Consider the following 25805-nt stretch of genomic DNA (forward strand, 5'->3'; position numbering starts at 1 on the left):
GCTAATGCTGATGGGCTTTTGGGGTCGGTTTTAAGTTCAAAGTTTATAAAACAGGAGTCGAATTTAGAAAACAGAAGATGGACCAGAAGCTGATTATGACGGTTGACGCTGACGGTGGGGTAGATATCAGATTGGAGCATCCCTTAGCGGAAAAGGCGAAAAAGCTTCCGGAGCAGCCCGGGGTTTACCTTTTTCACGACGCGGCCGGCGAGGTGATCTATGTAGGAAAAGCCGTGTCCCTGAAAAACCGGGTACGTTCCTATTTTCAGAGCGGCCGTCACGCCAAGGTTCTGGCGATGCTGGATAAGGCCTTCGAACTCACCTTCATCGTTACCGAAAACGAGGTGGAGGCGCTGGTGCTTGAATCCAACCTGATCAAGCGCCACCGGCCCCGCTACAACATAATCCTGAAGGACGACAAAAGTTACCCTTACATTAAGGTCACCCTTGATGAAGAATACCCGCGGGTACTTTTTTCCCGGAGGCGGCTCAAAGACGGCGCGCGTTATTTCGGTCCCTTTACGTGGGCCGGCGCGGTATACGAGACGCTGCGGTACACCCGGACCGTTTTCCCGTTCCGTTCGTGTAAAAAGATGGTGCCGGAGCGCAGCCGTCCCTGTCTGAATTACCACATTAAGCGCTGTCCGGGGCCGTGTACCGGTCAGGTAGATCCCCGTGTCTACCGGCAGGGTATAAGTAACCTGTGTATGTTACTCGAAGGACGGTATAAGCCGGTAATGAGACAACTTAAAAAAGAGATGGAGACGGCGGCGGCAGGCCTGGACTTCGAAAAGGCGGCCGTGCTTCGCGACCGGCTGAAGGCTTTGGAGGCAATTCTTGTTCGACAGCGTGTGGTTTCCGGAAAAAACGAGTATCAGGACGTGATAGCGCTCGGCCGCTCGGGCGAGAGCGCGGTTGCGGCGGTGCTTCAGGTCCGGAGCGGAAGGCTGGTCGGGCAGGACCTGTTTACGCTGGCCGGGGCGGCCGGACGGAGCGACAACGAAGTGACCGCCGGTTTCCTTAAGCAATATTACAGCGGCGTGGCGACGTCGATACCGCGCGAGGTGATCCTCCCGGCGGATCCGGGGGATGAGGGCGCGGTCTTAACCGCTTACCTCAGGGGAAAGGCAGGAAAAACCGTCGTCCTTACCGTTCCACGCCGCGGCAGAAAAAAGGAGCTTCTTGAACTCGCGCGCAAGAACGCGGCGCTGGGACTGGAAGAAAAGGACCCGCAGGAGCTGCCGAAAGAGGACGCCCTCATAGGGCTGGTAAAATTCCTCGGGCTTAAAGAGCTGCCGCGGCGTATCGAGGGTTACGACGCCTCCTGTCTCCAAGGGACGGCGCCGGTGGCGGTGATGGTGGTTTTTCAGGACGGAAAACCGCAGAAAAACGGGTACAGACGTTTTGCGGCGGGACCTACGGGCAAACCGGACGATTACGGTGTTTTACGGGAAGCGCTGAAACGGCGTCTTGACCGGGCAAGGGAGGAACAGAGCGCCGTTGAGGAAGGTATTCTGTCTCAAAAGTCGGCCAAGTTCCTGCCGCTTCCGGACCTGTTGCTGGTTGACGGAGGCGCCGGCCAGGCCGCGGTGGCTCAGGAGGTGCTGTTGAGTTTCGACTTTACAGGGATCCCTGTGCTGGGGCTGGCCAAGGAAAACGAATGGCTTTACCGGCCCGGCCGGGCGGCGCCCATCATGATTCCCCGGGACAGCGCCGCTTTGATGCTTCTGCAGCGGGTGCGGGACGAAGCCCACAGGTTTGCGATTGGTTACCACCGCAAGCGCAGAGGAAGGAGTCTAAGGTCCGTCCTCGAAGAGATTGAAGGTATCGGACCGGTGCGGCGCCGCGAGCTTCTGCGCTTGTTCCCTTCGCTTGAAGCGCTTAAGACGGCGGATACGGACGCGCTCTGTAAGGTTCCGGGAATGAACCGGCGCGCCGCTGACGCGGTTAAACGCTACTTTCAAGATGCGGTGCAGGACGGAGTCAAGGAAAAAAACTAGTGCCGTTTAAACCGGGTGCAGGGGTATAACCGGCAACAACGGCGAATATAAACATAAAACCGTGACCCTGAAAAAAAACGGTTACAGAAGCTGATCATGGAAGGTCTAACAGGCGCGAACAATGAACAGGATAAAGCTGATTGCGGCGGACCTGGATGATACCTTGCTCGATCCCGGGCTTAACATTACCCCGCGGGTAAAAGAGGCGGTAAAAGGGGCTTTGGAACGGAAGGTGAGTGTCGTTATCGCTACCGGCCGGATGTTTTGCGCCGCGCTTCCTTTTGCCCGGGAGCTTTCTCTCGAAACTCCCCTTATCACCTACCAGGGAGCGCTGGTAAAGGACCGGGCAGGAAGGGTGTATTTCTATCAACCGGTGCCGCTCGAGCTTGCGCAAGACGTAATCACGCATCTTGCCCCGACCGGTTTCCACATCCAGGCTTACGTTGACGACACCCTTTGCATGCCGCGGCTTTCGCCTGAAGGGGAACGGTACGCCCGGCTTTCCGGGGTTATCCCACGGATTGTAGGGGACTTGCTGCGTTACTTGAATGTGCCACCGACGAAAGTACTGATGGTGGCGCCGGAAGAAGAAATCGACAAGCTTCTGCCGGGGCTTTTGAAGCGCTACGCAGGTCGTTTGCATGTGAGCAAATCAAAGCCTCATTTCCTGGAGTTCTCACACCCCGAGGCCACAAAGGGTGAGGCTCTGAAAAGGCTGGCGACCGCGTTCGATCTTAAACGGGAAGAAATAATGGCTGTCGGCGACAGTTACAACGACATTCCGATGCTTGATTTTGCCGGAACGGCGGTGGTTGTGGGAAACGCCCGAGAGGAGATAAAATCCCACGCCACTTACGTCACCGCGCCTAACAGCGAGGATGGAGTGGCGGCGGCCATTGAGAAACTTGTTTTAGGGAAGGTAGAAGATAGAAGGTAGAAGATAGAAGGTAGAAGATAGAAGATAGAAGAGGGGAGTCCTCAGTCGACAGTCCTCAGTCCGGGGAGCAGTGGAGGAGAGATGATTGTGGTTTGAGGGTTGTAGTTTTGACTTAGGACTTGGGACTTGACGATTCATCCCTCAGTGTCCTTCTGAGGTTATAATCGGTTCCGGCTTGTCCGGGTTAGGGGGAAATTGCTTGGGCAATTACGTGGTGGGGGTGGATCTCGGCGGGACAAAAATATACACGGCTCTGGCCACGCTTGACGGCAAGATACGGGCGGAATTGAAAGTCCCCACCCTTGCCCGGGAGGGCTATGAGGCTGTTCTCAACCGCATTGCGGAAACGGTAACGGAGGTACAGCGGTCGGCAGGGGTATCGGGAGGTCTTCTCCGAGTTGGGATCGGCGCCCCCGGACCTCTCAACACGGAAACGGGCGTTGTATACATGGCGCCTAACCTAGGGTGGCACAATGCGCCGCTCAAGGCTTCCCTGGAAGAGATTATAAAGGTTCCGGTTTTTGTCGATAATGACGCCAATCTGGCGGCATGGGGTGAGTTCGTTTACGGCGCGGGAAGAGAGAGCAACGACCTGGTTTACGTAACGGTCAGCACCGGGATCGGCGGTGGTCTGGTTCTGGGGGGGCGGCTTTACCGCGGAGCGGGTTACGGCGCCGGTGAAATCGGCCATATCACCGTCCTGCCCGACGGGCCTTTGTGTCAGTGCGGGAACAGGGGTTGTCTTGAGGCGCTCGCTTCGGGGACGGCGGTGGCCCGGGAGGCTAAAAACCTTATCGCCCAAGGGCAGGGACGGGCTATCCTCGCCGCGGCGGGCGGAGTGATTGAGACCGTGACTGCGGAAACCGTGAGCCTGGCGGCTTATCGGGGTGACGGCGAGGCGCTCGGTCTTTTCAACACAGCAGGCGGTTGGTTGGGGATCGGTGTAGGGGTTGTTTTAAACCTGCTTAACCCGGCCGTTGTTGTTCTCGGCGGTGGTATGATGAAAAGCGCATCCCTTTTCTGGGGGACTCTGGAGGAAGAAACGAGAAGCCGTGCCTTTTCAAGCGCGTGGGAGGCGGCGCAGGTAGTAACCGCCGAACTGGGTGGAAGGGCGGGTGTTTTCGGCGCCGTCGCCTATGCCCTTAAACCAGGATAACAGTTCGGAATTAATTGAACCGCCAAGACGCCAAGGATAAATGCGGAATGATGAATGCGGAATGATGAATGGATGCAAGGGGAACGTTGGCACCGCGGATTATACAGATAGGTATAACTAAGCGATTTTTTTGACTCAGGACTGGCGACTCGTGACTCGTGACTGGCAACTAATGGTGGAGGTTAAGAAATATAGTGCGTTTTGGTATAGAGGCGTGGAGAACCTTCGAACGGGGATGCGAGCGTGAGTGGCTGGTCACCAACGGGATCGGCGGTTACGCTTCCGGCACCATTATCGGGGCTAATACGAGAAGGTATCACGGACTCTTGGTTGCGGCCTTGAAACCTCCGGCGAGACGCTTTCTTCTCCTGGCCGGGCTTGACGAAAGAATAGAGAGCGCAGGAGTTTATTACAACCTGGCGACAAACCACACCGCGGGCGGGGTGACGGAAAGCGGTTATGTCCACCTGCAGAGGGTGGTCATCGACCCCTTTCCGGAATTCACCTATTGCTTCGGAAATATCCTCCTACGGAAGCTTATTTTTATGCCCTACGGCGTAAACGCCACTGTTATCCTTTACCGGATATACAACGGCGGCTCGGCGGCCCGTATCACCCTTGCGCCGATGGTCAACTGCCGCGGTCATCACGGAAACAGCTTCAAAGGCGAGATCGGTTTCCGCCAGGAGCCGGTTTCCGGGGGTGTAACGGTGCACGGCGGTGCAGGGTCGCCGCCCTTGATACTGCAGAGCAGCAAGGGGAAGTTTTATGCCTCACCAGACTGGTTTTACGGCATGCATTACCCCGCGGAGGCCGAGCGGGGGCTTAACCCCTGGGAGGACCATTTCCTGCCGGGACGGTTCGATGTGACGCTGCCGGCGGAGAAGGAGACCGTTTTCACGGTGACGGCTGCGGCGGGCGAGGGTCTCGATCCGGCCTCGGCCGGGGCGCTTCTTTCGAAGGAGAAAGAAAGATTTCAAAAGCTTGAAAAAGACACCGGCCTTAACGACCCGTTCGCCTTGGACCTGGCACGGGCGGCGGACGCTTTTATCGTTAAACGGGCCGCCACCGGTTCCGCGACCGTGGTTGCCGGCTACCCGTGGTTCACCGACTGGGGTCGCGACGCCATGATCGCTTTACCCGGTCTTTGCCTGATAACCGGCCGGTATACTGAAGCCCGGGAGATACTTACCCTGTTCGGTTCACACCTCAGGGGCGGACTTCTACCGAACCTGTTCCCGGAAGGCGGCGGGGAGCCGCTTTATAACACGGTGGATGCCGCGCTCTGGTACTTCCAGGCCGTCCATAAGTATTTTGAGTACACTGCGGACGAGGATTTTGTTTTGAAGAAAATGCTTCCGGTGCTGACCGGGATCCTGAACCACTATGCGGAAGGAACGCATTTTGGGATTCGGATGGATAGCGACGGCCTCATTCAGGCCGGTGATCCCGGTATACAGCTCACCTGGATGGACGCAAAGGTGGGCGGCTGGGTCGTCACGCCCCGGCACGGCAAAGCGGTCGAGATAAACGCCCTCTGGTATAACGCCGTCTGCATCATTGAAAACCTGTATCGTCATTTCGGGCTCGCTTTCCCTTTTACCGGGCTTAGCGACCGGGTTCGAAGCGGCTTTAACGCCTTCTGGTGTCCGGATGGCTACCTTTACGATGTCCTGCGCAGCGACGGCAGCGACCCCGCTATCCGTCCCAACCAGATTTTCGCCGTGAGCCTCCCGTATTCCCCGCTCGAACCGGAGCGGGCCCGGGCTGTGGTGCACCTTGTCGAGCAGGAACTCTACACCCCTTACGGTCTGCGTTCCCTTTCCACAGGAGATCCGGCTTATAAAGGCCGCTATACGGGGGATGTTAAAAGCCGGGATGCCGCATACCACCAGGGGACGGTTTGGAGCTGGCTCCTGGGACCCTTTGTTACCGCTTACCGGAAGGTCCATGGTCAGTCCGTGGCCAGCCGGGAAAGGGCGCGCGCTTTTATTGCGCCTTTTATAGATCATATCGGCGATCACGGGGTGGGTTACGTGTCGGAAATCTTTGACGGGGACGCGCCTCATTGGCCCAGGGGTTGCTTCGCCCAGGCCTGGGGCGTGGCGGAGATCCTCCGGGCGTACGTGGAGGACGTTCTGGAGGCCGATAAAGGGAAGAATAAAAAAAGGCAGCGGCAATAGTTTCAATAAGAAGTCTGTTTAAAAGGAGTCGTGCATACTGACCCGGCATTGCCGATCTGATGTAGCTATGCGAAGCTTATCAGGGCGCTCGGCAAAGCAGTACTATTTAAAAGGAGGAGATCGGTTGGTGGATCTTAATGACGCTGCGAAGTTAAAGGCTCTGGATTCGGTGGGAATGCACTCCGCGCTGGCGGATCTGGGCGCTCAGTGCACCCGGGCGTATGCCGCGGGGCAGAAGGCCCCCATGCGGACGGTAGACGACGTGCGGGCGGTGTTGGTGACGGGATTGGGGGGGTCCGCCATCGGCGGCGATCTTCTACGAGTTTACTGCCAGGAACGCCTCGGGGTGCCGGTTCAGGTGAACCGGGACTATACCCTGCCGGCGTTTGCGGACAGCAAAACACTGGTTTTTGCGGTAAGCTATTCGGGGAACACCGAAGAGACTTTAAGCGCTTACCACCGCGCCCGGGAAAAAGGGTCCCCGGTCGTCGTGTTAACCTCAGGCGGGAAGCTGCGGGAGCTTGCGGACGGGGATAACGTACCTGTCGTACAGATACCCGCCGGGTTGCAACCGCGGGCGGCGACGGGTTATCTATTCCTCCCGATGCTTGCGATCCTTGAACGGATGGGTCTCTTTGAGGGCGTTGGGGCGGAAGTGGATGAACTGGGGCGGGAAATGAAAAGGCATGCCGCCGTGTACGGTATAGAAACGCCAGCCGATAAGAACCCGGCCAAACGGCTCGCGCAGAAGTTTAAGGAACACATTCCGGTTATCTGGGGGGCCAGCGGCAGCACCGAGGTTGTGGCCCAGCGCTGGAAGGGGCAGATTAACGAAAACGCAAAGGCACCGGCCTACTGGAATGTTTTTCCGGAGCTTAACCACAACGAGATCGTGGGTTTTGAAAATCCCGCGGATTTGCTTAAGAAACTCTGGGTCGTTATGTTAAAGGATAAGGGTGATCACCCCCGTGTAGGCTATCGAATGGAAGTCACCAGCCGGGTTATAGCGGATAGGATCGCCGGTATTACCGAGGTAGTATCCACCGGAAGCGGTATGCTTGCCCGTCTCTATTCTCTTATTTACATGGGTGACTGGACGAGTTTCTACCTCGCGGTGCTTTATGGCATTGACCCCGGACCGGTTAAGGTTATAGACTACTTAAAAGGGGAACTGGCCAAGCGGTGAATTGAATTCGGCAGGGAAAAGCCGGAGGCCAGGAGGTTCATGGTCCCAAGTCAAATTCAATTAAATTCTTGAATGGTTTGCTTAAAAGAGGTACTTGGAATGCCGAGTTCCCGGCTGGTAATATTGACAGGGCTTTCGGGTGCGGGCAAGTCGCAGGCGGTGCGGTGTCTGGAGGACATCGGCTTTTTCTGCGTTGACAATCTGCCTCCCTCCTTGATCCCGACCTTTGCGGACCTGTGCGCGAGGGCGGCGGCGCCCATCCAGCGTATCGCCCTGGTCGTGGACGTACGTGGCGGTGAGCTCTTCGACGCGGTTTTCAAGGTGCTTGCGGGTCTGGACCAGGATGGGTTTCCGTACGAGATCGTTTTTTTGGAGGCTTCCGACGAAACACTGGTGCGGCGTTTTAAGGAATCCCGCCGCCCTCATCCGCTGGGCGGCGAACTGCTGGACTCGATAAGGGAAGAACGGATGCGGCTGCAGGAACTTAGGGGGCGGGCGCACAAAGTCATCGACACCACGGAGCTTCCGGTCCAGCAGCTTAAGGAACAACTGACCAACCTGTTCGGAAGCGGAGAGGATCTCCGCCGTTTCCGGATAACCGTTCTATCTTTCGGATATAAGTTCGGCATTCCGCTGGACGCCGACCTGGTAATCGACGTACGTTTTCTGCCCAATCCCCACTATATCGCACGCTTACGGCCGCTTACCGGGGATGACCCGGGCGTAAGGGAATTCGTTTTCGCCTCTGCGATAACCGTTGAATTTCTGACCAAATTCATCAACCTGGTGGACTTCCTGATCCCGTTATATATCAAAGAGGGGAAGACGATGCTGACCGTGGCCGTGGGTTGCACCGGTGGACGTCACCGGTCGGTGGCGATCGCAGACAGACTGGACGAGATTCTTTCGGCAAAGGAGTACCAGGTAACGGTGCGCCACCGGGACGTGCAGCGGGAAGTCAATCAGTAGGCTGATGTCTCCGCAGCGCAGGTCGGGGGCACGGTATATTGAAGCCGCCGTAGCCGACGAAACCAATTAAAGGCCGCGAGGGAGGGCCTTTTTTAACGTTTGTGTTTGCTTGCCGGTCGCCGTGTTTGTCCCGGCGGCCGTTCTTGTATGGTTCCTGTAAACCGCTGTGCAAGAGCAGGGTACAAGAACGCGGTTAAATGTGTTCTGGGTGGTAACCGGCACATAGAGACCCCTGTATGCTGAAGCGGGTCAGTACGACGGGAAATACAGCAACCGGCGGTTTGTATGCGAGCTGAAACGTTATACCCTTTAACGTGGGCGGGTTTCATAAGCCGTCCTGGGGGAAAAAGCATCGCAACCCGCCGCTGATTGGTGATATAATGTCGGTGAAAGGCGTTGTGATAATGGGCGTTTCGTCTTTTTCCGGGGCTGCCAAAGGGGATCTGGTACGGGTCATCGGGGAGCGGCCATGCTGTATTCTGAGTGAGCTTGCCGGATTGGCCAGGGTCGCCGCGCGCGCGGTAAAAGGTACCGGTGACGGGGTCGATATCCGCACCGAGAACCCTGCGGTCGCCAGAAAGGTATACAGGTTGGCGCAGGCCGTGTTCGATCTCCCCGTCACGATCGTTACGCGGGAACAAAGACGGTTTCGAAAAACGAAACTCTTCCTTGTCCGGATTCACGGGGAACCCAATAAAATCATGGTTAAAGTAGGTATTGCCGACCGTTTTGGACATCCCCTTCCAGGTATTCGACGTATGCTGTTGCAGAGAGAATGTTGCCGCCGGTCATATCTCCGGGGGCTTTTTCTTGGCGCAGGCTGGGTCAGCAACAGCGGCGAGGGGTATCACCTCGAATTCATATCCCCGTCAGCGGTTTGCGCCCAGGATATAATAGACCTGCTGAACCGGTTTGGATTAAAAGCACGCTCTGCCGCAAAGAAGAACGGTTATGTGGTTTATCTCAAGGAAAGCGCCGCGATAAGCCATTGTCTTAAGCTGATGGGAGCTGCCGGCGCGCTTTTGGATCTGGAAAACGCCCGCATTTTTCGGGAAATAAAGAACAGGGTCAACCGTCTGGTGAACTGCGAAACCGCCAACCTCAACAAGACCGTTGAGGCATCGCTGCGGCGCAAGGAAGAAATAGAACTTATTATTGCGCACATAGGGCTGGAGGGAATACCGGATGAACTAAGGGAACTCGCACGCTTAAGGCTGATTCATCCGGAAATCACCCTGACGGAACTGGGCGAACTGCTGTATCCTCCGCTAACAAAATCCTGTGTTAATCACCGCTTACGTAGACTATCCGCTATTGCCCGGCGTATAAAAAAGGATAAGGGTGTTTTAACCCACAACGTAACACCCGACTCAAAGTCCAAAAAACGGTTTCCCCGCGGGCGCAAGAAGATTTGGCGGAAAACAACCATACAAGGAAGATAATAATCGTACGAAATTAAGCCACATCGTGTTAAACTCCTGGAGGGAAGGTTATGGGTACCGGTCCGAATGTACGCCTTGAACACACGCAAAAACTGGTTTTTAGAAACGAACTTCAACAGGCGGTAGCGATACTGCAGTTCTCCTCACAGGAACTTGAAGGTTTCATTAGTGAACAATTGGTTGAGAATCCTCTGCTTGAGATGAGGGAAGAAGAAAGCTGCGGGGATTCCTTCGGAAATGAAGCAAAAGGAACCGAGGAGGAGCGGGAAAGCACAGACTGGATAGACTACTTTTCTGATTCAAGTGACTTGGGTCTGGCACGGGATGACGGTTCTGCTTCCCGCGGTGTCGACCCGGAACGCTCAAGCGGAGTGCTTACCCTTTACGACTTTTTGATCACCCAGGTCGGGTTACTGCGTCTTTCTAATTATGACCAGTTGATCTGCGAGTATATAATCGGTAACATCGACGGTGATGGTTATTTCCGAATAAACACACGGGAGGCCGCCGGATATCTCGGGGTCCCTCAGGCCGCGGTAGAGAAGGCGCTTAAGCTGGTGCAGACACTGGATCCTCCCGGTGTCGGGGCGCGCAACCTGAAGGAATGCCTTCTCTTACAGGCTGAGAGTGCGGGATTGTCCGAAGGGCTGGTAGGGGCGATCGTTTCCGGCCACCTTGAAGCGGTGGCTGCGGGCAAGTTGGCGGGAATCGCGCGTCAACTCGGCGTTGCGACAGAGGAAGTGTCGCAGGCGGTCGGATTTATACGCTGCCTTAACCCAAAGCCTGGGAGCAGTTTTCCCGGTGAACCGGTACAGTACCTTTTACCGGACGTGATCATTGAAAAGGTGGGCGGGGAATATGTGGTTCTGATTAACGAGAACGCCTATCCGCGTTTGGTGATAAACCGTACGTACCGAGAACTGGCCCGACGGGATACCCCTAATCCTGAAGCCAAGGATTTCATTCAGGCGAAGTACAAGCAGGCGCTTTGGATTATTAAAAGCATCGAGCAGCGCAGGACGACCGTTTACCGGATAGTTACCGAGTTGGTTAAGCGACAGCGCGGTTTCTTGGACGTCGGTATCGCTGCCTTAAAACCGCTGACCTTGAGGGAAGTCGCCCAGGCGGTGGAACTTCACGAATCCACGGTTTCGCGGGCGGTGTCCAGAAAATACGTGCAGTGCCCGAGGGGGATCTTCAAACTAAAGGTCTTTTTCAGCGGGGGCTTAAGCGACGCAAGCGGCCAAGCGGTAGCCGCCCAATCGATAAAATGGTTGATTAAGGAGATTGTGGCTTCTGAAAACCCGGAAAAACCCTTAAGCGACCAGGAGATCGCCAACATCCTTGCCGCGCGCGGGCTCAAGGTTTCTCGGCGAACGGTTGCGAAATACCGGGCGGATCAGGGTATCTCCGGGACTGCCAAGAGGCGGATTCGGACAGGGGATTCGAAGAAAAAAGTATAGAATTAACGAGGCATCTATTTAGGGTCAGGATTCAGTAGCCGGTGTTTATGCGGCTTACTGAGCGGTCTGAATTTATAACGGTTCTCTCAAATATTAGGGAAGGGGTAGTAAAAAGAATGAGTACAAGAGTAGGAATCAGCGGTTTTGGACGCATCGGACGGCTTTTCATGCGTGCGGCGCTCGGACGGAAGGGAATCGAGTTGGTTGCCGTGAACCATAAGTCAAGGAGGCTTTCCGGTAACGCGGAGGAATTCGCGGGTCATTTGGCGTACAGTCTTAAATACGATTCGATCCACGGAACGTTCGGCCCCGATGTGAGCAGCGCAGGAGGGCTTATCAAGGTTGATGAGCGCGAGGTAAAGATCTTCTCGGAAGCGGATCCGGGGAGCATTCCCTGGGGCGAACTGAAGGTTGACATAGTGATTGAGTCGACCGGGAAGTTTCGCGACGGCGCCGAAGCAGCCAAGCACCTTTCCGCCGGCGCGAAAAAAGTAATCATTACTGCTCCGGCCAAAAACGAGGATATAACGATCGTGATGGGCGTAAATAATGACTTATACGACCCTGATAAACACCATATCCTTTCAAACGCGTCTTGTACAACCAATTGTCTCGCTCCCGTCGCCAAGACACTTCACAAGCGTTTTGGTATCGTGAAAGGTTTGATGAACACAATCCACGCCTATACCAACGACCAGCAGATGCTTGATATGCCTTACAAAGACTTTCGCCGCGGCCGCGCGGCCAATATGTCCATCATACCTTCCACGACCGGGGCGGCCAAAGCCATCGGACGGGTTATGCCGGAACTCGAAGGCAGGTTGAACGGGCTTGCCTTCAGGGTCCCTGTTCCCAACGTTTCGGTGGTGGACCTGGTTGTGGAGCTTACCATGCCTGTAAGCGCGGCGGAAGTCAATGCGGCGTTAAAAGAAGCTGCGCAGACCGACTTAAAGGGTATCATGGATTACACTGAACTGCCGCTGGTTTCACACGATTACAACGGGAATTCCTATTCCTCTGTGGTGGACGGGTTATCGACCATGGCGATCGGAGACAACCTCGTCCGGGTGGTTGCCTGGTACGATAACGAATGGGCTTACGTTTCCCGTGCCGCTGACCTGGTTGAATATATCGCCGCAAAAGGTCTAAAGTAATTCCAGCGGGGAAGCATATTTTCAGGGGATTACTACGCGTATAGCGCGCCGTGATAAATGAAAATAAAGACCCGTAAGCTGATTACTTGGAAGCAGCAACGTAACATGGGCGGAACGCGGCGAGAAGTAATGCAGTGCAAGGAAGACCGGCGGAGACGAACCGGAGCGTACTTGGTGCGTACGTGAGGATTCGGCTCCGCCTGGCTGACGCAGCAATGCGTTGCTTATCGTCGCGCCCATCAGAAGAAGAACACATTTTCAAGGGAGATCGATTTATGCCGAAAAAAACCGTACGGGACGTCGATGTCAAAGGCAGGCGGGTGCTCGTCAGGGTAGACTTCAACGTTCCGCTTAAAGAAGGAAGGGTAGCCGAGGATTCCCGCATCAAGGCTTCGTTACCGACGATTGAGTATCTCCGCCGGCAGGAGGCGCGGGTTATCCTGGTCTCGCACCTGGGGCGGCCGAAGGGGACGCCTGACGACCAACTCCGGCTCGATCCCGTGGCTGCCAGGTTGGAGGAGCTTATAGGGCAGCCGGTCAAGAAGGTGAACGACTGCACCGGCCCGGTGGTTAAGGCGGCTGTTGAAGCGCTTCATTCCGGAGAAGTGTTGTTGCTGGAAAATATCCGCTTCGAACCGGGCGAGACAAAGAACGACCCCGGGTTGGCGCGGCAACTGGCCGATATCTGTGACGTCTTCGTAAATGACGCCTTCGGTACCGTGCATCGCGCGCACGCTTCGAACGTGGGCGTGGCGTCGCTGCGTCAGGCGGTGGCAGGTTTTTTATTGGAAAAGGAGCTTGACGTGCTGACCCGGCTTTTGAAACAGCCGGAGCACCCTTTTGTCGTGCTTATCGGGGGCGCAAAAATCTCGGATAAGATCGGCGTTCTGGAAAACCTGGTGGAGCGCGTCGACGGCCTGCTTATCGGCGGCGGGATGGCAAATACCTTTCTTGCAGCGCAGGGTCATAAAATGGGGCTCTCGCTGGTGGAGCCGGAAAAAGGGGACGTGGCGGGGAGCCTTCTTTCACGTGCCCAAGCGCGTAATTCGCGGTTGTTGTTACCGGTTGACCTGGTGGTTGCGGAAAGCCAGGAACCGGGTGCGCCGTACCGTGTGGTCCCGGTGGATGCCGTCCCCGACGACTGGATGGCGCTCGACATAGGTCCGGAAACGGTTCGTTTGTTTGCCGCGGCGCTGGAAGACGCCAAGACCGTTTTCTGGAACGGGCCGCTTGGTTTATTTGAACAGGTGCCCTTTGACACCGGTACGGTCGAAATCGCCCGGGCGCTTCCCGGAAACGGGGTTACCACGGTGGTAGGCGGTGGTGATACCGTGCGGGCCGTCAAGCGCGCCGGGGTGGTGGACAGGATTTCGCATGTGTCCACCGGCGGCGGAGCATCTTTGAAACTCCTGGAGGGGAAAGAACTCCCCGGGGTGGCGGTTCTGCAGGACAGGTAGGAGTCAGAAGGTAGAAGATATTATTCTGTATTCTGCATTCTTGATAAAGGGGGGAGATTCCTTGGCGCGCGTTCAGATGATTGCGGGCAACTGGAAGATGAATAAAACGATACCGGAAGCTGTTGCCTTTGCGGAGGAACTGCTGCGGAGCAACGGGTTGTCCGGCGTGGAAGTGGTGTTGTGCCCGGCTTTTCCCGCCCTCTGGCCGGTTGCCGAAGCTGTGTCGGGAAGCGCCGTCCGGGTTGCCGCTCAGGATGTTTTCTGGGAGGAGCGGGGGGCGTATACCGGGGAGGTCTCACCGGTGATGCTGAAGCAGGCGGGATGCCGATATGTAATCATCGGTCACTCCGAAAGACGGCAGTATTTCGGCGAGACGGACGAGACGGTTAACCGGAAGATAAAGACGGTTTTGCGCCACGGTTTACTGCCGATCATCTGCGTGGGCGAGATACTTGAGGAGCGGGAAGCGGGGAAGACCTTTGAGGTTGTCGGACGGCAGATACACGGCGCGTTCGAGGGAGTGGACGGTGACGCTGTAAAGGAGACGGTAGTCGCTTACGAGCCGGTTTGGGCCATAGGCACCGGACGGAACGCGGCGCCGGAAGACGCCCAGACGGTGAACCGCTTTATCCGGGAAAGCCTGGAAAAACTGTATTCCCCGTCAGTAGCGGAGCAAGTCCGAATCCAGTACGGCGGGAGCGTTACGCCGGAAAACGCCGCGGTTCTGCTGTCACAGCCGGACATCGACGGCGCCCTGGTAGGAGGAGCAAGCCTTAGGGTGGATTCGTTCGCCGGTATAATTACAGCTGCGCCGAAGGTATAAGGAGGTTGAAAATGAGTATCATCGCTGACGTTTTTGCAAGGGAAATACTTGATTCGCGGGGCAACCCCACCATCGAAGTGGAAGTGGCGCTTGAAGACGGTATCGTGGGACGGGCGGCAGTCCCTTCCGGCGCCTCAACCGGCACCTATGAAGCGGTTGAGCTGCGTGACAAGGATGAACCGCGCTACGGCGGCAAGGGTGTATCCACGGCGGTGGAAAGCGTCAACAGCGAGATCGCTACGGAAATGGTCGGGATGAACGCCGTTGACCAGCAGGAGATCGATGAACTCCTAATCGAGCTTGACGGTACGGAGAATAAATCGCGCCTTGGCGCAAACGCCATTCTTGGGACGTCAATGGCGGTAGCCAGGGCGGCGGCGGATTTCCTTGACTTACCCCTCCATCGTTATATCGGAGGTGTCGGGGCTTCGCTGCTCCCTGTGCCCATGATGAATGTCTTAAACGGCGGCAGACACGCCGACAACAATCTGGACATTCAGGAATTCATGGTTGTACCGGTCGGCGCCGGTACTTTTGCGGAAGCCCTCCGGATGGGCGCAGAGGTTTACCACCGGTTGAGAAAGGTCCTTCAAGAACGGGGGCTTACCGCCGCGGTCGGTGATGAGGGCGGTTTTGCTCCACGGCTCACTTCCAACGAAGAGGCGCTGAAGCTGCTGATAAACGCTATTGAAGGCGCCGGCTACCGTCCGGGGGAGGAAGTGGCCCTGGCGATAGACGCCGCGGCAAGCGAATTTTTCAGCGAAGGCCGGTACGTTCTAAAAGGCGAGGGGAGGACGCTAACCGCGGCGGAGATGACTGAATATTACGAAGGGTTGGTAAAACAATACCCCATCGTTTCCATCGAAGACGGACTGGCGGAGGAAGACTGGGAGGGATGGGAACTTCTGACCCGGCGCTTGGGAGATGCGGTACAGATCGTAGGTGACGACATATTCGTTACCAATCCCCGGCGGTTGGACCGGGGTATATCCGCGGGTGTGGCAAACTCGATACTTATAAAACTGAATCAGATCGGAACCCTGACCGAGACGCTGGAAACGATCGATATGGCGCGCCGGGCGGGATACACTACGGTAATTTCGCACCGTTCCGGTGAGACCGAAGACACCTTTATCGCCGACCTGTCGGTTGCGACCCGGGCCGGACAGATTAAGACCGGCGCCCCCTGCCGGAGTGAACGTGTGGCCAAGTACAACCAGCTTTTGCGAATTGAGGAGCAGTTAGGTGATAGTGCGCTCTATCCCGGAAAAGACGTTTTTCGGCAATCGGGAACCGGTAGTCAGTAGGTTGTAGTCAGTAGTTAGTAATCGGTAGTCAGGGAAAGATGTGCCGGATTGCTTCAACTGGATACTGAATGCCGCCTACTGAATTCCTTGCTAACAACCTGCTGTGAATCTTCAGTATTGCCGACGCGGCTGGGGCGTGTTATAATATTTTCCGGTTTGGAGGGAAATTAATGAAAATAATTATAACCGTTTTCTACGTTTTGGTGTGTCTTCTACTGATTGCCGCAGTAATCTTACAGTCCGGACGGAGTGCCGGACTTTCGGGGTCCATCGGCGGTGCTTCCGAGAGTATTTTCGGGAAGAAAAAAGGCCTGGATGATTGGCTGGCCAAGGTTACGGTGTGGGTGGCGGTGGTATTCGGCGCAACCTCGTTGTTGCTGGTGGTATGGAAGTAGGATTAAAGAAGAGTTTGCTAAGCAGAAAAGGTGAAAACGAAAGCCCGCCTGTACAGGCGGGCTTATTGCACTCATGCGGCAATTGGAAAAGGCGATGTTACCAACCGAAAGCCGCTCTTTTACGTGAACGCCTTTTCAATCGGCGGCGCAACTTGCTTTTTCCGTGACATGCAGCCTGCTACCCACATGGACGCACCCTCCGGCTTTTTGCCGAAAGCCTTCTCCATGATCGCCGCATCACCGGCGAAGTACAGCTCCGAACCTTCCTTAATGATATCCGTGCCGATGAAGACGACCATTTCATAACCCTTACCGGCCTTAAGCTCGTTAAGATACGCGGTTATCTCGCCGGCTCTGTCGTAACACTCGTTAATGTCCACCAGTTCGGTCTGGCCGATACCGACTTTCTTGCCCCCGAAATTGAAGTCCTTAAAGTCTACGTGGACAACGTCGGCGATGGGTTTGCCCTTGATGCTCGCCTTGGACTTCTTGATGTCGATGCCGAAGGTCATTATATCGGCAATCCCGGCGATTTTAGCCAGTTCCGCGGCCACCGCTTTGTCATCATCAGTGGTGGTGGGGGACTTAAAGATAACGGTGTCGGACAGAACCGCGGAAAGGAGCAATCCGGCAAGGGTCGCGTTGCCCTTGATCTGATCCATATATTTCTTGGCGAGAACGGTTGCGGTGCTGCCAACCGGCTCTACCAGGATGTTAATCGGCGTGTTGCAGATAAAGTTCATCTTGTGGTGGTCAATAACCTCAATGATCTCAGCCTTATCGCCGCCGTCTACCACCTGAGAGGGCTCATTATGGTCCACCAGAACGAGTTTCTTCCCCTCGGCGTTCGCCAGCAGCATCGGCGCCTGTACCTTAAAGTGGTCAAGTACAAAAGCCGTTTCCTCGTTGAGTTCTGCGGGTCTGGCTGCTGTATAGCCTTTCAGCGCGGCATATACGATCGCGGAACAGACGGTGTCGGTATCAGGGGCTTTATGCCCGATTACGAAGACTTCACTCACAATCCATACCTCCTAAGCATTATAAATACTACTTTCATTAAGTTCAAATTCTTTTTTTGCCGGCGGTGCGGTTTAAGCCGCAAGCAATGATTTCTAAGAAAATACTGCTGAATCCACCTCCTTTGTATCATTTCCTTGATACCTGAAGCGGTATTCCGATAAACTCTTCTAAGGAGATGCTTTTCCCGCTTCTCCTCAACTTAGCAATTAGTGAATATTTTCGCGATGTCCCCTGATTATTCCTTTTAAAATAATAAAAAAATTTAGACAGTTTATTTGACTTGAAGCAAGCTTCAAGGATTGCGGGCTGCGCAGCCGCTGAGTTGTCCCCAATCCCCCTCTTCGGGATTGGTAAGGTTTTGCCTCTTGTTTTTAACGGATTCAGAAAATTATAATGGGCAAGGTGAGGGTTATGGCAAACGCAAGGAAGCTTCTGCGAACGCTTGATTATACGCTGTTGATAACAGCGATCTTGATCATAGTTTACGGTCTTGTGACCATTTCCAGTGCGACGCACGCCACCAGTTCGGCGGGCGGTGACGCGTATGCTTTCGTGAAGCGTCAGATGGTTTCGGTCTGTATCGGGTTTATGGTCGCCCTTTTTTTCATTGGCTGGCGGTACGAAGACCTTTCGCGTTATGCTAGATGGTTATATATCATCAACCTGATTACACTGACGGCGGTAATGTTTATGGGGCACAGCGCCCTCGGCGCACAGCGCTGGATCAAGCTCGGGCCGATGCAGATCCAGCCTTCGGAAATCGCCAAGTTTGTAATAATCATAACCCTGGCCAATTTTCTTGCCCGCCATGAAGGAAAACTTGACCGACTGCGGGATCTTATACCTGTGTTTTTGTACGTGGGTTTGCCGCTGGTGCTTATCTTAAAACAGCCGGACCTCGGGACATCCCTGGTCTTTATAGCCGTCACCTTCGGTATGCTGTACATGGCCGGCGCCCGTCCGGTCCTGCTTCTGGCTCTCGGAGGAACGGGATTGTCCGCGGTTTTTCTCTGGATATGGGCGCACCTGACACATAACGTTTGGATTCCTCTTCAGGAATACCAGCTTGCCAGATTGACGATATTCCTTAACCCGTGGAAGGACTGGCAGGGGGCCGGTTACCACATGATCCAATCCCAGATAGCCCTTGGTTCAGGGGGGATCTGGGGACGGGGTTTATTCAACGGCACCCAGAACCAGTACAATTTTCTTCCGGAACAGCACACAGACTTTATTTTTTCTGTGGTGGGTGAAGAGCTGGGATTTATCGGCGCAGCGCTGCTGCTGATTTTATACCTGGTGCTGATGGTCCGGTGTGTGAGGATCGCCGCCGCCGCGAAGGATACCTTTGGGCGTTTAATAGCGACGGGTGTTACGACGATGCTGGTCTTTCACCTGCTGGTCAACTTGGGAATGACGATGGGGATTATGCCTGTAACCGGCATCCCGCTGCCGTTTTTCAGTTACGGTGGGAACGCGATGATTACAAACCTTGCGGCGGTCGGTTTACTGGAAAATATTTATTCCCGGCGGCAGAAAATCTTGTTTTAAACTAAAGTAAGAAAGAAATTACCACAGAGGCACAGAGGCCATATTCCTCATTCATAATTCATCATTATGTATTAATCATTTGATGAGAGGCTTTACGTGGCGCTTTTTGACGATTATGCCGGAGATTATGAGTTATGGTATTCGACTCCTCGGGGCGAGTTAGTCTGGCGGTTTGAGCGGGAAGCCCTTCTGCAGTTTTTAGATCACCTTCCGGGGGGGCGAGTACTGGATATCGGTTGCGGCACGGGCATCCTTTCCCGGGAACTGGCTTACAGAGGTTTGGAAGTGACCGGGATAGATATCTCCATGGCTATGCTTAATGAAGCCCGAAAAAAATCTTATGGTTTGGGTATTACCTTTCTATACGCCGACGGCGGCGCCCTTCCTTTTCCCGAATCAGCATATGATGCGGTGGTCTGTTTTACCGTACTGGAATTTGTGGACAGACCGGATGATATTTTAATTGAGGCCTGGCGGGTATTAAAACCCGGCGGGAAACTGGTGATCGGTTTTCTCAACCGGTTTAGTCCTTGGGCTGCGGCACGGCGCGGGCAGGGCGTGTTCACCCATGCCCGGTTTTATACATACTGGGAAATGCGGCGCTTATTGAAAAGGATTTTTCAAGATTTAGATGTTGAGTGGACGGGGGTGATTTATTTCCCGCCGTGGCTTGGGGGGAAGGACCTTAGATTTGCCGGGACCCTTGATTTTTTTGGGCGTCGCATCGCGAAACCTTTCAGCGCGGTTATTATCCTCCGCATCAGGAAAAAATAATAAAATTATGAAATTTTTCTTGACCTGCGTACCTATATTTTCTAAAATATAAGGAGGATTTTGAAGAAACGTGACGAAACGTGTCGTTATGTGTCTGTGCGGAGAGGGTGTTCGTCTTGGAACTATTCAGCGGAGTTCGCAGGGTTCAGTGTTCAGCGGCTGTTGCCGGAATCGTCTTCTTTATTCTGGTGGTGGCGCTGATGGATTATTCTACGGAAGGCCGGCCCTTCCAAATAATCGTGCCCCTATTCTATTTCCTGCCGGTAGTCCTGTCTTTTTTAATCTCCCGTGTCGCCTCAATAGCCATAACCGCCCTTAGCGCACTTTCCGCTTGCCTTGTTACCTTTTTAAAGGGAACGGTGTTGTATTCGGGCGATGCTCTAAACATCGGTATCCTGGTGGTGGCGGTTATTTGTGCCTCGGCGCTTTACCTCGTCGCCGGATCGTTCAGTAACGCGGTTGCCAAAAGGCAGCAGGCTGAAGAACGGGCGCGGCGTTTGCAGGAAGTGTTTTTTGGCGTTATTAGTTCCTTGAGCCGGGTGCTTGACGCACGCGATCCTCATACGGCCCGGCATTCCCAGAGTGTGGCTGATTACGCCCTCGCGATCGCAAAAGAGATGGGACTGAGCCCTTCCCATCGGGAAACCATCTATTTTGCCGGGATACTGCACGACGTCGGAAAAATAGGAATATCCGAGCAGCCGCTTCGGAAACCAGGGAAACTCACGATGGAAGAATGGGAAGAGATTAAAAGGCACCCCGTTTTGAGTTACAGTATCCTGCGCGATATCCCCGAACTGGAGGAGATAGCAATCATAACCCTTTATCACCACGAGCGCTGGGACGGAGAGGGTTATCCATACGGGGTGAAAGGGGAGAGTATCCCGTTGGGGGCACGAATCTTGTGTGTGGCCGATAGTTACGATGCGATGACGTCGGAACGGGTTTATAAAAAAGCGATATCCCGGGAGAAAGCCCTTAATGAATTAAGACGGTGTGCGGGAGGTCAATTTGATCCTGAGGTTGTGGAAGTGTTTTTACGGTGTTTCGAAAAGGGCACCCCGAATAAGCGGTTAGAGCATCCGAAAAAAGAATTTGATATTGTTGCCGTTTAAATGATGGGAAAGCCCGAAAGGGCTTTTTTTTATTGCCGGGGTAGTTATGCTTTATTTGTTCTCAGGGTGACATATTCCCGGAAACCGCCTCATAGGATTTCCTTGGAGACAGGCCTTATTCTGGAAGTCGGATGTCAGAGGTTGAAAGTCGGAACAGATAACGAAGCTGTGCGAATTAAGACGGTGTATCAAGCCTCCGACTTTTTGCTTAACTGCCTACCTCGAAAGGGGGATTCCTAAATGGCGGGACTAGGGGACTGGCCTCAGGTGCAGCCTCGCAGGGTCGGAAAAGGACGGCGTTATGCCGTTCAGGTGGTGGTTGCCTTCACCATCTTTCTTCTCCTCCTCGGGCTGAAAGAAATGGGTGGCGACTGGGGCGCCAGGGTCCAAAAGGACCTGCGTTCAATTCTGACCACGGAATGGAACTACCAGCCGGTCTTGGAGCGCGTGGTGCGCCATGGTTTGGAAGCGGTGGACGTCGACCTTCCCTATCTCGAGGAGCCGTCGAAACCGATCGCCGCCCCGGTGGAGAATCAGTTTTGTCTACCGGTATCGGGCCGGGTGGTGCGGGGCTTCGGATGGAGCAAGGATCCGCTTGACGGGCTGGAGAGATACCACACGGGAATCGACATTGAATCCTCGGCGGGAACACCGGTGAAAGCGGTCACCGGCGGCGAAGTGGTGAAAATAGCCACTGATCCGGTTCTTGGTAGTTACGTTATGTTGGATCACGGCAAGGATATCGCTACCCTTTACGCTCAACTGCAGGAGGTTGACGTGGCGCTGGGCCAACGGGTCGCTGGCGGAAGGGTCATCGGTCTGGCGGGAACAAAGGGGGATATCACGGGGAGCGGTCTTCATTTCGAGTACCGGGAGGGCGGGCGTCCGGTTGATCCCCTGGACAGGGTTTCTGTTTTCAAGACCGGGGATGGGCGGTAGTGGGGTTATCCCTCCGCGGAATGACCATCCGGGTCAACCCTTTGTTCCTGGCCGCCTTTCTGTTGTATTACGCCGCCGGGGTGCTCGACCGGGCGGTGATCGCGTTCGGCTCGGTCCTGCTCCATGAGATGGGACATGTTCTGGCGGCGAGCGGTTTCGGGGTAAGGGTAAAAAGCGTGGAGCTTTTCCCTTTCGGAGGCGTGGCGCGATTTGAAGGAACGGGTATCCTGCGCCCTGCGAAAGAAATCGGCATCGCCTTGGGGGGGCCGCTTACAAGTGTCGCCCTCTTCTGCGTCGGTCAGGGGTTGGTGCAGTATGGGTGTCTTGGCGGCGCCAGAGCGCAGTTTTTTCTGGCGGTTAACCTGATGATCGCCGCCTTTAATCTTCTACCCGGCCTCCCCCTCGACGGCGGAAGGATAATGCGCGCGCTGCTCACGACGCGGAAAGGTTCAGGCCCCGCAACGTCAATAACCGCAATAACCGGGCAGATAATCGGATTCCTGTTGACGGTCCTGGGGATCGGGGGATTCGTCGCTCATCTTTGGGGACTGGAAGCGGCGGCCGCCGGTCTTTTCATTCTTTATGCGGCGACGTCGGAGAAAAGACAGGCGGCGTATTTGTTCGCGCATAACCTTGTGCTGAAAGAGCGGGAGCTTTCGGAGCGTCTTGTGCTTCCCGGAGAGCTGTTGGTGGCGGTTGAAGAAGCGCTTCTTATCGAGGTTTCACGGCTTTTTAATCCGGGGCGTTTTTATTTTATAGCGGTTACGGACAAGAACGGGAATGGCGTTGGACTCCTCAGCGAAACAGAAGTGATTGCGGCCCTTACCTCTTTGGGATCGGGGACACAGATCGGGCTCTTGCTGAAAGAGTCACGGCGGTGTCTATTTTAGAGGAGTTAGCCATGCGGACGCAGGCGGCTCCGACTGAAGAATGAAAATGGGGTCACCTGTAAGTCGGTTGCTTTGATGCAGAAGAATAACATAAACGTAACGCGGCGAGAAGTGACGCAGCAATGCGTTGCTTATCGCTGCGCCCTACGAATGAACGCCTATTTTCGAAGGAGGATGCAATGGATCATGGTGTATTAAGGAACAGTTTTTTAGGTGGCAGGGTTTTAGAAACCAGGGAAGAATAGAGTAGGTCAGGTTTGACTTGTAAATCAAAATGTGGTATAAGTGTTTGCAGTTTTCTGGAGGATGAATCGGTGCAGGATGTTGAGCAGCTTTTTTCGCGGGTGGAAAAACCGGGACGTTATGTGGGCGGTGAGTATAATTCAGTCCGGAAAGGGTGGGATGAGGTACAGGTACGGGTAGCATTTGCTTTTCCGGATGTTTATGAAGTGGGAATGTCTCATCTGGGTCTGCAGATTCTTTATGCCGCCGTTAACGATAGAGCGGATTCTCTTTTGGAACGGGTATTCGCACCTTGGCCGGACATGGAAAGGCTCCTGAGAGAAAACAACATTCCGCTTTTTACCCTCGAATCACGCCGCCCGGTAAAGGATTTCGACATCCTCGCCTTCACGCTTCCATACGAGTTGACCTATACCAACGTCCTGAACATTATAGGACTGTCCGGGATTGACCCTGTCGCGGAAGCCCGTAAGAATGATGACCCTTTGGTTATTGCGGGTGGTCCCTGCGTCTTCAACCCGGAACCGCTTGCTTCCTTTATCGATCTCTTCGCCGTCGGCGAAGGGGAGGAAATAATCCAAGAGATCCTGGACGCCTATATCCTTTCCCGTAAAGCCGGGGAAGGACGCCGGGAATTCTTGCGCAGAGCGGCGGGTGTGCCCGGGGTCTACGTGCCTTCCCTGTATCAAGTCGCCTACGTTCAGGGTGAAGTTGAGGGAGTCAGCCCGCTGTACCCGGACGTTCCTGCACGCGTAGCTAAGAGGGTGATACGCGATTTTGATTCCGTTTCTTTCCCGGTTCATCCGGTGGTTCCTTTGATCGAGGCCGTTCATGACCGGGGGATGCTCGAGGTTTTTCGGGGGTGCACCCGGGGGTGTCGTTTTTGTCAGGCCGGTGTTATCTACCGCCCGGTGCGTGAAAAGAAAAAGGAAACCCTGATTAACCAGGGTCTTGAGTTAGCGCGGAATACCGGCTACGACGAGATTTCCTTAAGCTCCCTAAGCTCCGTTGACTACTCGAGCCTTTCGCCGTTGATTGACAGGCTGCTGGAGGCTTTCAATACCGAGCAGGTCAGCATATCGCTTCCTTCCCTGAGGGCTGATGCTTTTTCCGTAGGGATTGCCCGGCGGCTTCAGGAGGTGCGAAAAAGCGCGCTTACTTTTGCGCCCGAAGCCGGATCACAGCGACTGCGTGACGTAATCAATAAAAAGGTAACGCGCGAAGCTCTCTTGAGCGCTGCGGAAGCGGCTTTTGCATCCGGTTGGCTGCGGCTGAAGCTTTATTTTATAATCGGTTTACCCACGGAAACGGAAGAAGACCTGGAAGGGATCGGTGTTCTGGCCAGCGACCTCCTGGCGGTCGGAGAAAAGTGCGGTGTTCCCAGGGGGCGGCTGCAGCTCACCGTAAGCGCGTCCTGCTTCGTCCCCAAGGCGCATACCCCGTTTCAGTGGGAACCAATGGCTTATACGGAAGCGTTGAACGGTAAAATAACGTTCCTGAAGAACAGACTGAAGGATCGCCGGATCGACTTTGACTGGCATGATCCCAGGATGAGTTTTATGGAAGCCGTATTTTCCCGTGGCGACCGCCGGTTGGGCGGGGCGCTTCTGGAAGCCCACAGAAGCGGTTTCCACTTTGACGGCTGGCGAGAGTATTTTTCGTTGGAACGGTGGGAGGAATCATTTGCCAGAGCCGGGTTGGATCCGGCTTATTACGCTTACCACCGTTACAATTACAGCGATGTGCTGCCCTGGGATCATATCGATAGCGGTGTCAGCCGGGATTTCCTAATGGAGGAACACCAGCGGGCCTACCGGATGGAACCCACAGCCGACTGCCGTGAGGGCGAGTGCGCCGGTTGCGGTGTTTGCACAGTTTTCGAAGTGGAACCGGTTATTTCGGAGGTCGGAGATCGGATGTCGGAAGTCGGACCCTGATATAATCCGAAAAGTGCTGCTTAACAGTTCCGGCGGTAAGATGAAGCTTCTTAGCGACAAGTCCCGGAAAGGCACGGAGTTTTGAGATAACGGGCATGCACAGAAGTCAAAGGCGGTTTTGCTGGGGATCGGTCTCCCAAGATTGATTTTTTGCGACAGGGGGACGGTTGTGTTTCGTTACAGGGTAACCTTTAGAAAAGAAGGACCGGTGCGCTGGATAGGACACCTGGACGTTGTGCGGGCTTTCGAAAGGGCGCTCCGCAGGGCGGCGTTGCCGTTGTGTTACTCGGAAGGTTTTAATCCTCGGCCGCGTATGGTTTTTGCATTACCGCTGCCCGTGGGTGTATTAGGTTGCCGGGAATTGATGGACCTGTATCTCAGGACGCCGGTCAGTCCTGAGGCGGTGAAGGCGCGTCTTTCCGATGCCTTCCCGGAAGGGCTGTACGCAGGGATGGTAAGAAGGATACCGCGGAACGCGCCGGCGCTGATGGCTGTGGTAAACCGCTCAACATACCGGATTGAAGGAGTGATTGACTGCGGGATTTCGCCGGAGGCGGTTGCGGCAGCGGTACAAGCGGTTTTGGATGCAGGGGAGATTAAAATTACGCGTTATGGTAAAGGCAAGGTAAAGGAACACGACATCAGACCGGGGATTTTCAGTTTCGAAGCTAAATGTACCTCGGGGAGGGTCAGCGGGGTTATGACGGTTAAAGCCGGCCAGCAGGGGAATGTCCGTCCGGAAGAGGTTATTGGGGCCTTCATCCGGTTTGGAGGTTTTTGCACGGACCCGCTTGATTTTATGTATTACCGAACCGGCCTTTTTACCGTAACGGCTGATCGCATGATTAGTCTCGGGTAAAAGTC

Annotated in this window: 21 protein-coding genes; 20 read left to right on the forward strand and 1 reads right to left on the reverse strand. The window is 54.8% G+C overall.

Translation table 11 applies throughout. The features are described from left to right. Positions 1–77 precede the first annotated feature (77 nt). The 13 genes from uvrC (at position 78) to secG (ending at position 16472) form a co-directional block, all read left to right on the forward strand. Complete coding sequence (uvrC, locus tag AB1500_06725) at positions 78–2000, forward strand: excinuclease ABC subunit UvrC (GenBank protein MEW6182858.1); 1923 nt, start codon at positions 78–80, stop codon at positions 1998–2000. A 121-nt stretch (positions 2001–2121) separates the two neighbouring features. After that, positions 2122–2937, forward strand: a complete 816-nt coding sequence (locus AB1500_06730) for a Cof-type HAD-IIB family hydrolase (protein ID MEW6182859.1) — start codon at positions 2122–2124, stop codon at positions 2935–2937. A gap of 199 nt (positions 2938–3136) precedes the next feature. After that, the gene (locus tag AB1500_06735; GenBank protein ID MEW6182860.1) at positions 3137–4093 is read left to right on the forward strand and encodes an ROK family protein; all 957 of its coding nucleotides are present in this window, start codon (positions 3137–3139) and stop codon (positions 4091–4093) included. 194 nt (positions 4094–4287) lie between these two features. Further along, positions 4288–6276 carry an amylo-alpha-1,6-glucosidase gene (locus AB1500_06740; protein ID MEW6182861.1) on the forward strand — a complete coding sequence of 663 codons (1989 nt, stop codon included), beginning with the start codon at positions 4288–4290 and terminating at the stop codon, positions 6274–6276. Between the two features lie 127 nt (positions 6277–6403). Beyond that, positions 6404–7462, forward strand: coding sequence for a bifunctional phosphoglucose/phosphomannose isomerase (locus tag AB1500_06745; GenBank protein ID MEW6182862.1), 1059 nt, complete (start codon positions 6404–6406; stop codon positions 7460–7462). 99 nt (positions 7463–7561) lie between these two features. Continuing rightward, positions 7562–8431, forward strand: a complete 870-nt coding sequence (gene rapZ, locus AB1500_06750) for an RNase adapter RapZ (GenBank protein ID MEW6182863.1) — start codon at positions 7562–7564, stop codon at positions 8429–8431. 380 nt (positions 8432–8811) lie between these two features. Continuing rightward, the gene (whiA, locus tag AB1500_06755) at positions 8812–9873 is read left to right on the forward strand and encodes a DNA-binding protein WhiA (protein MEW6182864.1); all 1062 of its coding nucleotides are present in this window, start codon (positions 8812–8814) and stop codon (positions 9871–9873) included. A gap of 50 nt (positions 9874–9923) precedes the next feature. Next, complete coding sequence (gene rpoN / locus AB1500_06760; GenBank protein MEW6182865.1) at positions 9924–11336, forward strand: RNA polymerase factor sigma-54; 1413 nt, start codon at positions 9924–9926, stop codon at positions 11334–11336. A gap of 116 nt (positions 11337–11452) precedes the next feature. Next, positions 11453–12490: a type I glyceraldehyde-3-phosphate dehydrogenase gene (gene gap / locus AB1500_06765; protein MEW6182866.1), complete on the forward strand. Its 1038-nt coding sequence runs from the start codon at positions 11453–11455 to the stop codon at positions 12488–12490. A gap of 275 nt (positions 12491–12765) precedes the next feature. Further along, positions 12766–13947, forward strand: a complete 1182-nt coding sequence (locus AB1500_06770) for a phosphoglycerate kinase (GenBank protein ID MEW6182867.1) — start codon at positions 12766–12768, stop codon at positions 13945–13947. A 76-nt stretch (positions 13948–14023) separates the two neighbouring features. Beyond that, positions 14024–14770, forward strand: a complete 747-nt coding sequence (gene tpiA, locus AB1500_06775) for a triose-phosphate isomerase (protein ID MEW6182868.1) — start codon at positions 14024–14026, stop codon at positions 14768–14770. Positions 14771–14781: 11 nt separating this feature from the next. Further along, the gene (eno, locus tag AB1500_06780) at positions 14782–16077 is read left to right on the forward strand and encodes a phosphopyruvate hydratase (protein MEW6182869.1); all 1296 of its coding nucleotides are present in this window, start codon (positions 14782–14784) and stop codon (positions 16075–16077) included. Positions 16078–16247: 170 nt separating this feature from the next. Further along, positions 16248–16472 (forward strand): preprotein translocase subunit SecG, encoded by a 225-nt coding sequence (gene secG, locus AB1500_06785; protein MEW6182870.1) that lies wholly within the window; start codon positions 16248–16250, stop codon positions 16470–16472. Positions 16473–16591: 119 nt separating this feature from the next. Here the strand turns inward: secG and AB1500_06790 are convergent, their stop codons facing one another. After that, positions 16592–17491: a manganese-dependent inorganic pyrophosphatase gene (locus tag AB1500_06790; GenBank protein MEW6182871.1), complete on the reverse strand. Its 900-nt coding sequence runs from the start codon at positions 17489–17491 to the stop codon at positions 16592–16594. Positions 17492–17903: 412 nt separating this feature from the next. On the opposite strand from AB1500_06790, the gene rodA reads away from it, so the two are divergent. The 7 genes from rodA to AB1500_06825 all read left to right on the forward strand — a co-directional run bounded on the left by rodA (position 17904) and on the right by AB1500_06825 (position 25800). Next, positions 17904–19043 (forward strand): rod shape-determining protein RodA, encoded by a 1140-nt coding sequence (gene rodA, locus AB1500_06795; protein MEW6182872.1) that lies wholly within the window; start codon positions 17904–17906, stop codon positions 19041–19043. Between the two features lie 96 nt (positions 19044–19139). Continuing rightward, positions 19140–19817, forward strand: coding sequence for a class I SAM-dependent methyltransferase (locus AB1500_06800; GenBank protein MEW6182873.1), 678 nt, complete (start codon positions 19140–19142; stop codon positions 19815–19817). A 116-nt stretch (positions 19818–19933) separates the two neighbouring features. After that, positions 19934–20932, forward strand: a complete 999-nt coding sequence (locus tag AB1500_06805; protein ID MEW6182874.1) for an HD-GYP domain-containing protein — start codon at positions 19934–19936, stop codon at positions 20930–20932. 240 nt (positions 20933–21172) lie between these two features. Next, positions 21173–21871 (forward strand): M23 family metallopeptidase, encoded by a 699-nt coding sequence (locus AB1500_06810; GenBank protein MEW6182875.1) that lies wholly within the window; start codon positions 21173–21175, stop codon positions 21869–21871. Continuing rightward, positions 21871–22761, forward strand: coding sequence for a M50 family metallopeptidase (locus AB1500_06815; GenBank protein MEW6182876.1), 891 nt, complete (start codon positions 21871–21873; stop codon positions 22759–22761). Before AB1500_06810 ends, AB1500_06815 begins: the two co-directional genes overlap by 1 nt. Before the next feature lie 314 nt (positions 22762–23075). Next, positions 23076–24941: a TIGR03960 family B12-binding radical SAM protein gene (locus tag AB1500_06820; protein ID MEW6182877.1), complete on the forward strand. Its 1866-nt coding sequence runs from the start codon at positions 23076–23078 to the stop codon at positions 24939–24941. Positions 24942–25110: 169 nt separating this feature from the next. After that, a complete protein-coding gene (locus tag AB1500_06825; GenBank protein ID MEW6182878.1) occupies positions 25111–25800 on the forward strand; it encodes a TIGR03936 family radical SAM-associated protein in 690 nt (229 codons plus the stop codon). Positions 25801–25805 lie beyond the last annotated feature (5 nt).

This window comes from Bacillota bacterium (assembly GCA_040755295.1).
Classification (GTDB): Bacteria; Bacillota; Desulfotomaculia; order Desulfotomaculales; family Ammonificaceae; genus SURF-55.

What these genes read in the sequence shown, in the direction of transcription:
- tpiA (MEW6182868.1), top strand. Translation starts at nt 14,024, where the DNA reads ATGATTGCGGGCAACTGGAAGATGAATAAAACGATACCGGAAGCTGTT.
- secG (MEW6182870.1), top strand. Translation starts at nt 16,248, where the DNA reads ATGAAAATAATTATAACCGTTTTCTACGTTTTGGTGTGTCTTCTACTG.
- AB1500_06770 (MEW6182867.1), top strand. Translation starts at nt 12,766, where the DNA reads ATGCCGAAAAAAACCGTACGGGACGTCGATGTCAAAGGCAGGCGGGTG.
- AB1500_06810 (MEW6182875.1), top strand. Translation starts at nt 21,173, where the DNA reads ATGGCGGGACTAGGGGACTGGCCTCAGGTGCAGCCTCGCAGGGTCGGA.
- uvrC (MEW6182858.1), top strand. Translation starts at nt 78, where the DNA reads ATGGACCAGAAGCTGATTATGACGGTTGACGCTGACGGTGGGGTAGAT.
- whiA (MEW6182864.1), top strand. Translation starts at nt 8,812, where the DNA reads ATGTCGGTGAAAGGCGTTGTGATAATGGGCGTTTCGTCTTTTTCCGGG.
- rodA (MEW6182872.1), top strand. Translation starts at nt 17,904, where the DNA reads ATGGCAAACGCAAGGAAGCTTCTGCGAACGCTTGATTATACGCTGTTG.
- AB1500_06730 (MEW6182859.1), top strand. Translation starts at nt 2,122, where the DNA reads ATGAACAGGATAAAGCTGATTGCGGCGGACCTGGATGATACCTTGCTC.
- rapZ (MEW6182863.1), top strand. Translation starts at nt 7,562, where the DNA reads ATGCCGAGTTCCCGGCTGGTAATATTGACAGGGCTTTCGGGTGCGGGC.
- eno (MEW6182869.1), top strand. Translation starts at nt 14,782, where the DNA reads ATGAGTATCATCGCTGACGTTTTTGCAAGGGAAATACTTGATTCGCGG.
- rpoN (MEW6182865.1), top strand. Translation starts at nt 9,924, where the DNA reads ATGGGTACCGGTCCGAATGTACGCCTTGAACACACGCAAAAACTGGTT.
- gap (MEW6182866.1), top strand. Translation starts at nt 11,453, where the DNA reads ATGAGTACAAGAGTAGGAATCAGCGGTTTTGGACGCATCGGACGGCTT.